The organism is Pseudobdellovibrio exovorus JSS (genome assembly GCF_000348725.1).
Taxonomy (GTDB): domain Bacteria; phylum Bdellovibrionota; class Bdellovibrionia; order Bdellovibrionales; family Bdellovibrionaceae; genus Pseudobdellovibrio; species Pseudobdellovibrio exovorus.
The window spans coordinates 2223163-2237320 of sequence record NC_020813.1 but is presented as its reverse complement, the minus strand read 5'-3'; the positions used below and the strand labels follow the sequence as shown (position 1 = coordinate 2237320).

Here is a 14158-nt window from a genome sequence, read left to right as displayed (position 1 = left end):
TGGTATTCTACCGCAAATGCAAAATATTAATCTTTTAGAAGCTTCGGGTCTTACCCTTGCGCAGTTGATTCGCGAAAAAAAAATCAGCTCGTATGAAGTGGTATCAACCCATATTGAACGTGCAAAAAAAATCAATCCGCAAATCAATGCTATTGTAGAAGAGTGTTATCAACAGGCTTTAAATGAAGCCCGCGCTGCCGATGAGAAAATCGCGAAAGGTCAGGTAGATTTTTCGAAGTACAAATACTTCGGAGTTCCTCATACCATCAAAGAACTTATGGCGGTTAAAGGGATGCGCTGTACGATTGGCTCGATTCATCGCAAAGATGTCGTATCTGATTTTGATAGCACAGCTTTGCAGCGTATTCGCCAAGAAGGTGCTATTCTGATTGGAACGACCAATGTGCCGGAAGCGGCTATGTGGTTCGAGTGCGATAATGTGGTCTATGGCCCTGCAAAAAATCCTTACAATACAAAACACACACCGGGGGGAAGCTCTGGTGGTGAAGCGGCTATCATTGCCGCTGGTGGATCGCCATTTGGAATTGGCAGTGATATTGGTGGGTCGATTCGTATGCCGGCTGCGTTCTGTGGTATTTTCGGACACAAACCAAGTGAAAAAATCGTTCCATTAACAGGACACTTTCCGATGACACTAGATGTGGCGGAAAGTTTTGTTGGAAGTTATTATCCTTTTTCTGTAGTTGGCCCGATGGCGCGTAAGGCAGATGATCTGTTAACTTTATTTAATATGATTCTTGGCCCAGATGGAATTGATAAAAATATTGACCCACAGTTTAAGTTGAAACCTCTTATTCAGGATTGGACAAAAGTAAAAGTCTATTTGATGCCAGACCCGAGCATGTTTCTAACGACACCAACACAATCGGACCTATCCGAGTCGGTTATACAAGCGGGTCGTTATTTAGAAAGTCTTGGCGCGCAGGTGCAAGAGGCTCCAAGAAAATTACTTTTTAAAGGGTTTGATCACTGGTCAACACGGGCATGGACGATGGAAGGGCGAGATTTCGTCAGCTACATGACTAATGGGCAAAAGCTTTCTTACATGAAAGAGTTTTTTGATGTGGCCCGCGGGACACGTCGTTACACATTCCCTGCATTATTAACTGCATTCTTTGATGATAAATTTTCCCAAAGACACAAATTGCCGAAGTTAGTTGAAAAGTTAAAAGCTTTTCAAGCCGAGGTCGACAGCTTCTTGGATGGGGATAGTATTTTAATTTTGCCACCACATCCAAAAAAGGCTCCAGCGATTGGGAGCACGATTTTTACTCCATTTAACTTTGCGTACACAGCGGTCTTTAATGCTTTAGGTTACCCAGGAACCATTGTTCCCATGGGCTTATCTCAGGATGGATTGCCGCTATCGGTACAAGTTGTAGCGCGTGCGGGTATGGATCATTTAACACTTTCAACGTGTAAACCGCTGGAAGAAAAATTCGGTGGATGGGTGCCGTTAGCTTAATATTTAAAATGAGGTCTTGATGTTAGAAACAATTGAAAAAACTCAATGGGATTTCATCGTAGTTGGCTCAGGTCCCTCTGGAGGGCGAATCGCGTTTGACCTCATTAAAGCTGGGGCTAAAGTTCTTCTTTTAGAAGCGGGACCTCATTTAAAAAAGGCCGATTTTCCAAAACCAGAGATACAGTCTTCATCGCAGATGTTTTGGGGTGGGGGCGTCGAACTTAATCACGATGCGCGTCTAGGATTTTTGCGTGCTAAATGCGTTGGCGGGACATCAGTTGTGAATCAGGCGCTATTCGATCGCTTCGACGAACATGTTTGGAGCGAGTGGAATGAAATTACGGGGTTGAATTTTTCTGACGAATCATTTAAAAAATTATACGAAGAGGTCGAAAGTAGTCTTTCCATACAAACGCTTTCTGAAAAACACTTCGGTCGTAATACTCAATTATTTGTAAAAGCATTTGAAAAAAAGGGTCTAGGATGGGCCCCCTTAAGACGCGGTCAGAAGAGCTGCGATCTGGATAATGGCAATGACTGTATTAATTGTCTTGGGGGCTGTGCTCGTGACTCTAAGCAGAGTTCATTAGTCACTTCCGTAGAACCCGCATTACAGCAGGGACTCGCTTTACTGGCTAACTGTGAAGTTGCAGAGGTTTCAGAAAAACCGAATCAAGACTTTGTCATCACAGCGCATGTTAAAAATCGCCAGAAAGGCAACCAGCAAAAAAGCCAACAGACGATTCATTTGAAAACTAAAGCCGTCGTTTTAGCGGGTGGAAGTTTTGGTACAACGAAAATTTTATTACAATCAGGATATGGTGAAAAGTCGCAGGCATTGGGAAAAAATATTAGCTGTCATCCGCAATACATGACTTATGCTTTGTTTGACCAACCGATTGATGCTTTCAAAGGAGCGTTTCAAGCGGTGAAGTCTTACGATCCTAAATTACGCGAGGCTGGTTTTAAATTTGAAAATGTCTTTGCCCCACCGATAGCCACATCGATGCTATTCAATGGTTTCGGAAAGCAACATCAAGGCAACATGAAGAAGTTCCGCTATATGGCTTCGATGGAAGTGGCCATTCGCGATGAAGCCACGGGGCAGATGAGCTTAGATAAAAAAGGCAAGATGGTCGTCCGCAAGTCACTTACATCCCGTGACCAACATCGCATGAATCAGGGAATGGAAATGATTGCGGACATGTTTGAAAGCGTGGAAGCGAAAGAAATCATTCGCTGTAAGCAAGCATTTGGCCTTCATCTGATGGGAGGCTGTGCGCTGGGAACTGATCCTAGAAAATCCGTGGTGAATCCAGAATTTTCTATGCACGCCAATAAAAGAATTTTTATTGCGGACTCAAGTGTCTTCCCATCGGCTCCGGGGATTAATCCTTCCTTAACTGTGATGGCTTTAAGTCATCAGGCTGTTCCCCACATTCTGAAGGGAGCTATGTAATGTCACGTATTTTAAATGGATTACAAATAAGCGCACTGAATCGCCTAGGTGATGTCATGTGTCCAGCGAACGAAGAGTTCCCCTCGTTTTCGAACTTGGGAGCAGTGGAGCATGTGGATTTATTATTAGAAGAAATTCCGCCGAGTGATTTGGCTGATTTAAAACTGTTGCTGTTATTGTTAGGTTTCATGCCGTCTTTTGTTTTACGTGCCATGATGAATTTTATTGAAGCGAAAGCGGATATGAACGGCGAAGTGGGAACATTGATTCGTATGGTTCGCTTTGGACTTCGAGGGATTATTTTTTCTTTATATTATTCGGGTTTAAAAGGAGCCAAGTCGCAAGTGACTCAGACTCCGGTGGATGTGGTGGGATATCACGTTCAGATGAATCGCTAGCCAGCGCGCGAATAAATCTAGTGTGCTAGAAGTAACACTGTCCAAACCCTCGATAGGTTTTGGCATTGGCTGTGACTTTGCCATCTTGAATTAACACCACATCGTTAAAACGCTCCATCAGTTCGCCGGCTTTAGCATGGCGAAAAATAACAGAGTCCCCAATGGCTAAATTTTCAGTGCGGCTGTACACAGGTGTTTGCACTTCTCCTGCGGCTTCAAAGCCAGAAAGCTTCATATTCGCTTCAGGACGGGGAATGCGGTCCCAGTTAGGCTCGCCCGAGGCGATGAATCCGCCGCCGAGGCAGGTGAACCAATGGGGTTCCGGTTGTCGCACAACTTGCAGTGCAAAAAAGGCAGCCGCCTCTAGATTGAAATTGCTGTAGTAATCAAAAAGATGGGGACAGTAAAAACCACTGCCAGCAGTAAGCTCTGTCAGAGTTTGATTTTCAGGAAGATTAAAACTTAAACTTCCTGTGCCTCCTCCGTTGAACAGAAATTCTGTTTGTGGGAACTCAGCTAGGATGCGTGACTTGAGTTGTTCACGTTTCTGCGCAATTTTCTTTGCCGAGAAATGGCGAAGTGGTTTGAGCAACTTACTGAGTAAAGGTTTGAACGGGTTGCGGTCCCCGACTCCGGCCACTTGCGCTTCATAAGCCATAAAACCACTGAACTTTAAAGAGGAAATGCTTTGAATATGGCGAACCAGTTCCAAAACTTGTTCTGTAGTTCTGAGTGGACTACGGCGCACACCGACAACTAAAGGTCCAAGTCTTAAAGAAAGATCAACTTCAAAAAGTACGCGGAAAGGCCGCGAGCTATTTTGAAAAATTGAGGACAGAGCTTCTAAGTGTGCGATGCTATCGACAACAAGGTAGACCTCTTTGCCTTGATCGTGAATTTTCTTAAGGGCCGAAAGATCCTGTGGACAGACTGTCGGATAGGCAATCAGAAAATCATTAAAACCCTGCTCTGATAAAAATAACGCCTCTTGAGCACTGAAGCACATAAGCCCACGATAGATAGGATCAGAGTTAAGAACTCGTTGAATCAGCTCGGGTACACGTAGCGATTTCGTTGCAACGCGGATATGAAGTCCAGAGGGGCGAACCAGATCCGCCATCTTTTTTGCATTGCGATCAAATTTGTGTAGATCCACAAAGGCTAACGGGCCAGTCAGTTTCAGCTTTTTTAATAGGGCACGATATTCTGAACTCATAGATGCCAGTATGCGAAGAACCCGTATCTTTGTCCAGTCTAGTTAAGGAAGGCCCCAAAATTCCGATAAGAACAAGGTGAAAGCAAAAATCGTATTTCTAATTTTATTGGGTTCGTATTTGGCCGGATGTTCAAGTCTACAGACAGTTGCGGTTAAGCCTGTAGCCACACGAAGTACAGATTTTTCAACGGACGATTTGTCCCGCTCCGAATACTACCGACAACTGGCGGTTTCTTATGGGCAAGAAGGCAACACAGCTCAGTCTATTGAAAACTATCGACTGGCTTTGCTCCACAATCCTCGCTCTTTAGAGGCCCGTATTGGCTTAGCCGACGAGTATCGAAATAGTTCCCGTACACATTTGGCGTTGGTTGAGTACAACCAAGTCTTAGAACAAAAGCCAGATAGTTTATTAGCTCTGAGTCGACTTGGAGAACTTTATGTGGAAACTCGGGTTTACTCGAAAGCCCGTGAAGTCTATGCGCACATTCTTAACTTACAGCCTCAGTACGATCCTGCAAAATGGGCTTTAGTTGAAATTTATAAATTTGAAAATAACTATCAAGGTGCTTTGGATGAGCTAGAAGATATCGAGCTTACACAAGAAAATAGGGCCCAAGTATTTTTCGAGCAGGCACAGCTTTTCCAACAGCTAAAGAATCAAGATAAGTTTGATGAGTTTATTCAGAAAGCCTACAGTGCAAACCCGCGTGATCGTCAGATCACTCAGGCCTATGCAAATTGGTCAGCTAGTCAGTATCGCTATATTCGTGCGACGGAGGCTCTAAGTCGTTACGCCGAAACACAGGATTATGATCGCGAGATTTCATGGCAAATTGCGGATCGAGCCTATCAAGCGGGTCTTTATGATCGCGCTTTAGTCGAATACAATAAAATTAAAAATCAAGGTGATGAAGAGCCCCTAAAGTTAGATCTTCGCATAGCGGGGACATACTTCGTTAAAGGCGATCAGAAAAACGCAGAAAAAAACTATCGCGAGATTTTAAATTATACAGAGTCTTCAGAGGCGCAATATCATTTAGCGCAAATTTTACTTGAACAGAAAAACAGAAGATCGGCGTTTAAGCTCTTTGAAAAAGTTCCTTATTCTTCGGAATACTTTGGCGATGCCAGATCGGCTTTAGCATTTGAAGAACTTAGAAAAGATAACAGTGAAAAAGCGTTAGCTATCATGGCGCAGGCCTATGAGTTGCGTCCAGATCAAGAGTCGATTGCGCGCACTTACTCTGAACTCTTAGTGAAAGAGCAGAAATATGTGACAGCAGCAAAAGTGGCAGAAACAGGTCTAAAGGAATTTCCATACAATGAAGAACTGCGTTTAAACGCGGCCTATTCGTATTACAAGCTAGGTCAGTTTGATAATTTTAATCAGCAAATTCGCACTGTAGAAAAGCTTAATCCTGAAAGTGCAGGAATGTACGCTCTATTAGCAGAGCTTTGGTATCAAGATGGCAAAAAAATAGAAGATACGACCTACTTGCTGACAAAAGCTTTGGAATATAAGTCTCAGAATAAAAATTTAAAACCAATGTTAGCGTGGCTTTTGCTGCAGCAGAATCACACAGACAAAGCTGTGGCTTTGATGGAAGATGTATACGATCAAAATCCACAGGATGCTTTTTATGCAAGAGCCTTGGCTAAGGTATATGCAGCTGCTAATATACAAGATAAAGCACAACAGTTTTTTCGGGTTGCCGCAGCTTTAGATTGGAATACTAAAGCTCAAGGTAAATCTGTAGGACAAAGAATTGAGTTCGCACCTTTGTATGGATCTACGCCATCACGTATGCCAGCGCAAACTCAACCTGAGGGAGCTAAACAAAAATAAAATACTGACTGATGGTCTTAATATGAGGTTAGTATTTTTTATCAGAAAAGATGGCGATGGATTATGAGTACAGTTTATTTTAAACTGGAAGCTCGGGGAGGACACACATGAAACAATGTTTGGGCTTTATGGCTCTAGCAATTCTATTGATTTCAGGTTGCACGACCAGTTATGTGCGTTTGCCAAGCTCGGCGAATCAGGTTTATTCCAACAATGATGTCAGACAGGCCTTGAGTCTTTTAGCTCAAAATGGGGTAGTCGTTCATGTTCCTGAGTCCACGACACGTGAATTTGAAAAAACAGAGATCGATTCAAAATGTCGCCGTTCAGAAGAGCCTCTTTGGTCTTCAAAGCTTTCTATTTATTTAAATGAGTTCCGTAGACGTCCTGAGCTATTGTCGCGCATCCATGTGATTGAAATAAAACGGGGTGATACGGCAGACGTTAAAATTCAAAAAGATCTAGACGATGCTTTGACGATTTCGATTCAATTTGTGAAATTCGAAAATCATGGCAAGGTCTCTTTCCAAACGCAGTTGCCATGTAATGCATCCGTTGCGGAGTATTTGGGAAGAAGTATTGTTAAAACAGATTACGAATTTCCAGATTCGCAGAAGTTTGTCTCTGTTTTACAAAGTTTACCTGAAAGAAAAGAAGTTTCTCGTTTTCAATTTTCACGGGACTTCTTGGGTTATCTAGCTAGTCGTGGAGCCATCTTGAAGTTTTCCCATGAACTGTCTTTCGAAAAGACCGCGCAAGGTGAGTATGTTCTGGTCGAGTTACTGAATCGCCTAGCGGATGAAAGTAAGCAACCATTTCACCAGCACATGAACTATTGGTTCCAGCAGATTCATAAAAACAGTTCTCAGGCTCAGTTGATTCAGCTATTTGCGATCATCAATGAAACCGAATTGAAAGCCGGTGTACGTGTCGAGGATGCACGTGATGTATCACAAGTGGTAAACCCGCAGGCTCCTGATGTGACCTATCTATATATTACATACAATGTAGAAAATGATCGTGTGAATGCGGCAGAGCTTAAAGACTTAGATAAATGTCTGCAAAATTTTACAGACGATATGAGTGGATTTAAGTTTCGTAAGCCGGCTTCGCAGGAAAAAACAAGTTACTTGAAGCCGGGATACAATTGTCGAATTCCATTAGGAACGTAGTTTGAACTTAGTCGTCAGCGTCAGCTAGTGATATCTTCGGTGCTTCCAACTGTTTAATAACATCCTTTAATTTGTAAAGAATGAATAAACCGGGAAGTGCCATCAGTGTTGAAAAGATAAAGAACATAGGCCATCCGATAGTCCCTGTCAGAACTCCCGCTAATGGGCCCACCCACACGCGTCCCACAGCCGAAAAGGCCGATAGAAGAGCGTACTGAGTTGCTGTGAACTTTTGATTACACAGAGCCATCAAGAAGGCCACAAAAGCAGCTGTTCCCATTCCTCCGGTCACATTTTCACTTCCGATAGCAAATAGAAGTAGCCAATCCACTTCGGTCGCTTCTTTCAAAGCCACAATCATAATATCAAAAGCGGGTAGTTGGAATGAACCCCAAGAGCCTTTGCCTAAGACAGCGACTAACCAGAAGCTTAAGTTTGAAAGCAGTTGAAGGACACCGAATAAGAACAGCGAGCGATAGAGGCCGAGCTTCATCATTAAAGCCCCGCCAAAGATGGCTCCGAAAATCGTTAACCACATTCCGATCACTTTATTGACGACGCCAATTTCAGCCTGAGCGTAACCGGCACCTTTGATCAAGAACGGAGTTAACAGTGAACCGGCGAAGGCATCGCCAAGTTTGTACAAGATAATCAGGGCTAAGAAGCTGATAGCCCCTTTCATACTGAAGTAGTTGGCTAGTGAGGTATGAAGTGTTTCAAATTTTGCTTTTTTAGAAGCCCACCATGCCAGAGGCACAGTAAAACCGATTCCCAAAAGTAATGAAATCAGATCAGCCCACTTTTTAACATTAGAGCTAGCGGCCCCATCTGCATCAGGTGGGAAGAGGCTTAATAACGAATTTTCTGCCAATGGAGTCGCAATATGCACAGTGAACTGGTAACCCACAGCCACGGCAATAACTAAGGCAAAGAAACCAATAAGGTCATTCTTGGCATTGGTTTTGGGTGCCGTCATACTTTTTGGTACAGAAGGTAAGAAGACTAATGAAATCGCAGCAGCAATTAACATAATCACAGCCATGATCATATAAATTTTTGACCAGCTCCAGCCATAGCCATTAACGGGGTCAGCCCAAACGAAAGCAATACCACCGGAAATAATCATGGCCATACGATAACCAAATACCGTTAAAGACGCTCCGATACCGCGTTCTTTTGGATCTAGAACATCTGTGCGGTAGGCATCAATCACCACGTCTTGAGACGCGGATAGAAACGCGATCAAAACGGCAACAAGAGCGAAAGCTTGAGTCTGAGCACTTGGTGACAGGCCAGACATTAACGCCAAAGTTCCCGCCAAAGCTAATTGAGTCAGCAGTAACCAACCACGACGGCGTCCTAGCCATGGTGGCTCGAAGCGATCCATCAACGGCGCCCATAAGAATTTAAACGTGTAAGGTAAACCCACTAAGCTAAAGAACCCGATAGTGGCGATATCGATGTTATCGACAGTTAGCCATGCCTGAAGACTTTGTCCTGTTAAGGCTAAAGGAAGGCCGCTGGCAAAACCCAGAATCAAGATGATAGTAAGCCTCCATGCAGGAGTGCTACGTAAGTTGCTAAGCTGGTTAAACATGGGAATTGACGTCCTTTCGCATTTTCCAAAGCAATTGACTGATAAATGGTCGGCGAGTTTCCCCTGTTGTGACCATTAACAGCTTCGTTATCTTTAAATTATGAGGGTCAGTTAGCAATAAGATCAACATTTCTTGAACATAGTTTGTATTCAATGTGATGTAATTGTCAGTACCGACTCCAAGGTGGATGTTCTTTTTCTCCCACCAAGAAAAAGGGTGATCTTTGTAATCTTTAAACTTACCTGTCAGCTTGTTATTCGAAGACGGCAGGGTGATAAGTGAAACACCTTTTTGGATCAGACGATTTAAAACATCATGTTGATATTGTTCAATCTCGCGGGCCGCATGGAATTTTGTTTTTAAGAACAATGTGCGGTCGGCTTCACTCAGAAGTTCTCCGTTTAGGATTTTCTGTAAGACGTGGGCGCTGTGATTCCACTGTAGGTCCACAAGTTCTTTGTAATCCGTAGTTCCAACCTCTACAGGAATTCCTGATAGGTTATTTAAAACAACGCGTTGGTAAAGTTGGTGAAAATACAAGTTAGGATTTATCCCTAAGCTGATCCCATGCTCTAAGGCATCGATATTCCAAATATTCATGGCATTGTCGACGGCTTGAATCCCCTTTTTTAAGGTGTGCCATGTTTCGCCATGATGGGATTTAATTTTAAATCCACGATACTGCAGACGACGAAATCCGTGTTGCAATTCAAAGAAGTGCTCTTTGCGGTACATCTCTTTTTCATCGCCCACTGTATCCACTTCGTTTACGTGCTCAGCTAAGAATGGATATTTATCGATTAATCCCAGAATTTCATCGATCTGTTGCATGAAATGTTCTTTGCGGTGATTAAATCGTGAATTATCGAAGTAGTTACTCTCTTTACGGAAAGATGGTGACAGAATAAATTTGAAGTCTGGGTATTCCTTTTGGAATTTTTTGAAGCCTTCAAATAGGCCTAGTAGAACATCTTCTGAAGTCACCTGATCTAAACCAGGAATTTGATCGTCAGATTTTGAAGTGGCACGATTTAACATAAACTTCAGACGAATAGAACCCACGTTGTGCTTCAAGTAAAGTTCACTGGCCATATGATAAGCGGCCTCAGCGTGGGCTTCTTTTGAAATAAAAATCAAGCTAGCTAAGAAAAGAATGCGCAAATAAGTGGTGAACCCTTCGTCTTCCTGCAAGCGGATTAATTTATCCACATCTTCAGCGGATTGAATGGGCCATGCTTGCTCGCCATAGACACGCTTGATTTTTTTCTCGTAGATCTCTTTATGAGGACCGCTTAAAAGAGGCTGGATTTTTTTCCAGATAAATTCCGCAGTCAATGAGCCTGAAAGATGGATGTGTTCTTCTTTAAACTTTAAAGGGAAGCGGCGAAAGAACTCTTCCAGAACTAAGTTGAATTCATGCTTCTTTAAAACATTGATACTGATTTTGTTGATAATAAAACTATCTAGAAGCTCGCGGTATTCAGCAATACATCTGTAAGCTTCGGCACTTTTTGCTTTAAGCGAAGATGAAAGCATCAGATCTAAAGTGTCAATCAGCGCTATGCCGTTGGTCTCAGATACAATTTCTATAAATTCTTTAACTAATAAATTATGAGTGGAGGTTGTAGTCATGGATTTCCCTCTGTGTGGCTCATTCCACGCTAGCGCTACTTGCGAACGATGTATATATTTTTTATGCACGCAGACGCAGTCGCTCATCTCGATTGAAATCTTAAAAAAAATAACTAATCTGAGAGCAGTTTTGAGGGTTTTTCATGAAAGTAGCTGTGGTTGGTTCGGGGATTAGCGGGTTAGGCTGTGCCTTGATGCTCGAGCAAAAATACGAAGTGCATTTGTTCGAAGCGGACAACCGCTTAGGTGGGCATGCGCACACTTCGTCTATTCAGAACCAAGGTGAAAGCTTTAATGTCGATACAGGATTTTTGGTCTACAATGATCTGACTTATCCACACTTGAAATCGCTTTTTAAGTATTTAGACGTTGAAACGATTCCTTCGGATATGTCTTTGTCGATTCAAGAGCCCAATGTGGGCTTAGAGTGGGCGGGGGATAACCTCAATACGGTCTTTGCTCAAAGAAAAAACATTTTCAACCCTCGTTTTTATAGATTGGTCTACGATATCCTCAGGTTTCATCGTCAGGCGGAACCCAATCGGGATTTAGCCCGTCGCCATCGCTGGACAGTGCAAGAGCTATTTCGGCAGCAACGCTATTCCCCTGAGCTTCAGGAGTGGTACATCCTGCCAATGCTCGCAGCAATTTGGTCCACGCCAGAAAAGGCGATGTTGGATTTTCCGGCCGAGACCTTTCTGACATTTTTTATCAATCACAAATTGCTGCAAGTGAATGATCGCCCTGTTTGGAGGACTGTCAAAAATGGTTCTGTGAACTATGTGCAAAAAATAGCGCAGAAAATTCGAAACATTCATCTGAGTGAGCCAGTTGTCAGTGTTAAACGCCGTGCGGGTCAGTTAGAGCTTATTTCGAATCGCAACACTTACACTTTTGATAAAGTTATTTTTGCGACCCAACCGCAGATGACACAAAAGATGTATCAGTCAGAAAGTTCTGCAACAGAAAAGATTCTGAGTGCATTCAAGTCTGAAAAGAACAGAGCTGTTTTACACAAAGATCAACAATTCATGCCAAGCTCAAAAAAATGTTGGTCGTCGTGGAATGTGCAGGCTAACTTAAAATCCGCACCCCATGCTAAAGTGGCATTGACCTATTTTCTGAATCGCTTACAAGAGCTCAAGACCAAAGATAATATTTTGCTAACACTGAATCCAATGCGAAATCCAGACGCTAACCTGTTAGAAGCTACCTATCATCACCCGATATTTGATCAAGCGGCTATAGACGCTCAAGCCAATATTGGTGATATACAAGGATTGCACGACGTTTATTTTGCAGGAGCATGGACGCGCTATGGATTTCATGAAGATGGATTACTGAGCGCCGTTAAAGTGGCCGAGCGTTTAGAAGTAAACCCGCCGTGGATGGTTTCATGAGTTCCGTGCAGGAGCAGATATTTTTTTTAGAGAGCCTTGTTTATCACTCAAGACAAGAGACTCAGCCCAACAGCTTTCAGTATCCGGTTTTAAATATTCTTTTTGATGTTACACGTGAAGCCGAACTAAAACAGAAGCTTAAACATCAGTTTGGATGGCTACTGAGTTTTAAATCCTCAGATTACTTGTCGCTGGATAAAAAATCACCTCAGAGTTTAGCGGAAGAAATTCATCAGTTTGTAAAAAGTCGTTTCGATTACGAAGCCGAGTCGGTTTATTTGCAAACTCTACCTCGAATGTGGGGTTATGTTTTTAATCCCGTAAGTTTTTGGTATTTCTTTCGTGGGCAAAAGCTGGATGCCGTTTTGTGTGAAGTGAATAACACCTTCGGTGAAAAACACTATTATTGGTTGCATCAGCAAGGCGCGGACCTAAATAAAGAAAAATTAAAGGCGCAAAAAGAATTTCATGTTTCCCCATTTTTTGATGTTCAGGGGATCTATGAATTCTGTTTTGTTTTAGATAAACAGCGTATTTCATCCCACATCAAGCTGTTGCAGCACGATGGGAAATTAAGACTGAATACGTGGATCAAAGGTGAAAAAAAATCGCTTGAAAGTTTAAGTCGTTTGCAACTGTTGCTTCGCTATGGATGGATGACTCCATTGGTGGTTTTGCGGATTCACTATCAAGCTCTGAGGCTTTGGTTTAAAAAAGTTCAGTTTTATACAAAACCGCAAAAGCCTCAGAACGAAGTGACAAGAAATAAATAAATTACACCAACGATTTATACATGACTTTGTGTGGGCCGGCTCCAGGGATATCGAAAATTTCATCTTCCACTAGAAATCCTAATTTGCGATAGAAAGCTTCCGCACTTGTGCGGCCATTAAACCAAATTAAGTCAGCTTTGCGCAGTTTCAACTCTTCTAAAGCGGCGTTGATGACCAATTGCCCGAAGCCTTGTCCTTGGAATTCAGGATCAGTGGCCATTCCTCGTAGACGATAAGTAGATTTAGAATCGGGGAAGTGAGGGTGGGATTGTTTCATGAAAGTTCCATTACTTAAAACACGATCACCTTGCACAACGCCTACATGGAATGTGGTTTCCACCTCGTCACCTGGGTAATAGATAGATTCTGGTGGACGCGGTCCTCTTAAAACGCGGTCGCGTAAGTCGTATGTTTGTTCGGTGCTGATAAGTAGAGTTTTATAAGATTCAGTTGTGCCCATCACTTAGTGATAGCACAAATTAATTTGTTTTGAATCTCAAATAATCTTTCCATGTCGGAGGTGCCTTAGCCTCTTTTTCTTCATCCAAATGAAAGTCAATGACGGGTAGCCATTGGGGCGCTTTGGGCTGTTTCAGCAGAGGCATTTTAGCTTTTTCTGGGGTGCGATTGGCCTTAGTTTGATTGCAACAACGACAGGCGGTCACAATATTGGTCCATGTCTTCGGACCACCTTGTGATGCCGGTAATACGTGATCAATGGTTAGCTCTTTGTAAGTGAACTTCACGGCGCAATACTGACAGGTGTAGTTATCACGAATGTAAACATTTTCGCGGCAAAAACGAACGCCATCTAATTTTTTAGGTTTCACATAGGCTTTCAATCGGAGCACGCTAGGCAATTGAAAAGAGTTAGTCACAGAACGAGCCATAGCCGTGTGATATTCTAAGATTTCTACTTTTTCTTGGAACCACATCAGCAGCGCTTTTTGCCATGAGATGATTCGCAGGGGCTCGTAGCTGGCATTTAGAACCAGAGCTTTTAGGCTTATAGAGAGGACACCGTCAGCCGTCATCATATATATAAGTATAAGTTTTAATGTGATTATTTTTCAAGCAGATATGATTTCAGCCCCTGTATAAAGGTCTAGGGAAATCTAAAAAACAACTGTTTCGTTTTGAGATAAAATCGCCCTAGGTCCAAGGGGCTTTTATGC

General features: G+C 42.7%; 12 protein-coding genes. 7 read left to right on the top strand and 5 right to left on the bottom strand.

The annotated features are described in order from the left end of the window. Positions 1 to 16 precede the first annotated feature (16 nt). Genes A11Q_RS11050 through A11Q_RS11040 form a run of 3 tightly spaced genes read left to right on the top strand, consistent with a single transcriptional unit; the run spans position 17 to position 3343 of the window. Positions 17 to 1486 carry an amidase gene (locus A11Q_RS11050; protein ID WP_015470901.1) on the top strand — a complete coding sequence of 490 codons (1470 nt, stop codon included), beginning with the start codon at positions 17 to 19 and terminating at the stop codon, positions 1484 to 1486. A gap of 19 nt (positions 1487 to 1505) precedes the next feature. Continuing rightward, positions 1506 to 2945 (top strand): GMC family oxidoreductase N-terminal domain-containing protein, encoded by a 1440-nt coding sequence (locus A11Q_RS11045; RefSeq protein WP_015470900.1) that lies wholly within the window; start codon positions 1506 to 1508, stop codon positions 2943 to 2945. Continuing rightward, a complete protein-coding gene (locus tag A11Q_RS11040) occupies positions 2945 to 3343 on the top strand; it encodes a hypothetical protein (protein WP_015470899.1) in 399 nt (132 codons plus the stop codon). The genes A11Q_RS11045 and A11Q_RS11040 overlap by 1 nt, the downstream gene beginning before the upstream one ends. A gap of 25 nt (positions 3344 to 3368) precedes the next feature. Here A11Q_RS11040 and A11Q_RS11035 read toward each other — a convergent pair whose 3' ends face one another. Then, positions 3369 to 4559 (bottom strand): alanine racemase, encoded by a 1191-nt coding sequence (locus A11Q_RS11035; protein ID WP_015470898.1) that lies wholly within the window; start codon positions 4557 to 4559, stop codon positions 3369 to 3371. 76 nt (positions 4560 to 4635) lie between these two features. Between A11Q_RS11035 and A11Q_RS11030 the strand changes: the two genes are divergently transcribed. Then, the gene (locus tag A11Q_RS11030) at positions 4636 to 6408 is read left to right on the top strand and encodes a tetratricopeptide repeat protein (protein WP_015470897.1); all 1773 of its coding nucleotides are present in this window, start codon (positions 4636 to 4638) and stop codon (positions 6406 to 6408) included. Positions 6409 to 6515: 107 nt separating this feature from the next. After that, positions 6516 to 7580 carry a hypothetical protein gene (locus A11Q_RS11025; RefSeq protein ID WP_015470896.1) on the top strand — a complete coding sequence of 355 codons (1065 nt, stop codon included), beginning with the start codon at positions 6516 to 6518 and terminating at the stop codon, positions 7578 to 7580. Between the two features lie 7 nt (positions 7581 to 7587). Here A11Q_RS11025 and A11Q_RS11020 read toward each other — a convergent pair whose 3' ends face one another. Beyond that, positions 7588 to 9177 (bottom strand): AmpG family muropeptide MFS transporter, encoded by a 1590-nt coding sequence (locus tag A11Q_RS11020; RefSeq protein ID WP_015470895.1) that lies wholly within the window; start codon positions 9175 to 9177, stop codon positions 7588 to 7590. Then, positions 9170 to 10810 carry an amidohydrolase family protein gene (locus tag A11Q_RS11015; RefSeq protein WP_015470894.1) on the bottom strand — a complete coding sequence of 547 codons (1641 nt, stop codon included), beginning with the start codon at positions 10808 to 10810 and terminating at the stop codon, positions 9170 to 9172. The genes A11Q_RS11020 and A11Q_RS11015 overlap by 8 nt, the downstream gene beginning before the upstream one ends. Positions 10811 to 10953: 143 nt before the next feature. Here A11Q_RS11015 and A11Q_RS11010 point away from each other — a divergent pair, with 143 nt between their 5' ends. Together A11Q_RS11010 and A11Q_RS11005 are read left to right on the top strand one after the other, a co-directional pair. Beyond that, positions 10954 to 12210 (top strand): NAD(P)/FAD-dependent oxidoreductase, encoded by a 1257-nt coding sequence (locus A11Q_RS11010; RefSeq protein ID WP_015470893.1) that lies wholly within the window; start codon positions 10954 to 10956, stop codon positions 12208 to 12210. After that, the gene (locus tag A11Q_RS11005; RefSeq protein WP_015470892.1) at positions 12207 to 12983 is read left to right on the top strand and encodes a DUF1365 domain-containing protein; all 777 of its coding nucleotides are present in this window, start codon (positions 12207 to 12209) and stop codon (positions 12981 to 12983) included. Before A11Q_RS11010 ends, A11Q_RS11005 begins: the two co-directional genes overlap by 4 nt. A 1-nt stretch (position 12984) precedes the next feature. On the opposite strand, the gene A11Q_RS11000 is transcribed toward A11Q_RS11005, so the two are convergent. Both A11Q_RS11000 and A11Q_RS10995 read right to left on the bottom strand, forming a co-directional pair. Continuing rightward, positions 12985 to 13443 carry a GNAT family N-acetyltransferase gene (locus A11Q_RS11000; protein WP_015470891.1) on the bottom strand — a complete coding sequence of 153 codons (459 nt, stop codon included), beginning with the start codon at positions 13441 to 13443 and terminating at the stop codon, positions 12985 to 12987. 19 nt (positions 13444 to 13462) lie between these two features. Beyond that, on the bottom strand, positions 13463 to 14020 hold the full coding sequence (locus A11Q_RS10995) for an HNH endonuclease (RefSeq protein WP_015470890.1): 558 nt from the start codon (positions 14018 to 14020) through the stop codon (positions 13463 to 13465). Positions 14021 to 14158 lie beyond the last annotated feature (138 nt).

What these genes read in the sequence shown, in the direction of transcription:
- A11Q_RS11020 (WP_015470895.1), bottom strand. Translation starts at nt 9,177, where the DNA reads ATGTTTAACCAGCTTAGCAACTTACGTAGCACTCCTGCATGGAGGCTT.
- A11Q_RS11040 (WP_015470899.1), top strand. Translation starts at nt 2,945, where the DNA reads ATGTCACGTATTTTAAATGGATTACAAATAAGCGCACTGAATCGCCTA.
- A11Q_RS11010 (WP_015470893.1), top strand. Translation starts at nt 10,954, where the DNA reads ATGAAAGTAGCTGTGGTTGGTTCGGGGATTAGCGGGTTAGGCTGTGCC.
- A11Q_RS11015 (WP_015470894.1), bottom strand. Translation starts at nt 10,810, where the DNA reads ATGACTACAACCTCCACTCATAATTTATTAGTTAAAGAATTTATAGAA.
- A11Q_RS11050 (WP_015470901.1), top strand. Translation starts at nt 17, where the DNA reads ATGCAAAATATTAATCTTTTAGAAGCTTCGGGTCTTACCCTTGCGCAG.
- A11Q_RS11000 (WP_015470891.1), bottom strand. Translation starts at nt 13,443, where the DNA reads ATGGGCACAACTGAATCTTATAAAACTCTACTTATCAGCACCGAACAA.
- A11Q_RS11005 (WP_015470892.1), top strand. Translation starts at nt 12,207, where the DNA reads ATGAGTTCCGTGCAGGAGCAGATATTTTTTTTAGAGAGCCTTGTTTAT.
- A11Q_RS10995 (WP_015470890.1), bottom strand. Translation starts at nt 14,020, where the DNA reads ATGATGACGGCTGACGGTGTCCTCTCTATAAGCCTAAAAGCTCTGGTT.
- A11Q_RS11035 (WP_015470898.1), bottom strand. Translation starts at nt 4,559, where the DNA reads ATGAGTTCAGAATATCGTGCCCTATTAAAAAAGCTGAAACTGACTGGC.
- A11Q_RS11025 (WP_015470896.1), top strand. Translation starts at nt 6,516, where the DNA reads ATGAAACAATGTTTGGGCTTTATGGCTCTAGCAATTCTATTGATTTCA.
- A11Q_RS11045 (WP_015470900.1), top strand. Translation starts at nt 1,506, where the DNA reads ATGTTAGAAACAATTGAAAAAACTCAATGGGATTTCATCGTAGTTGGC.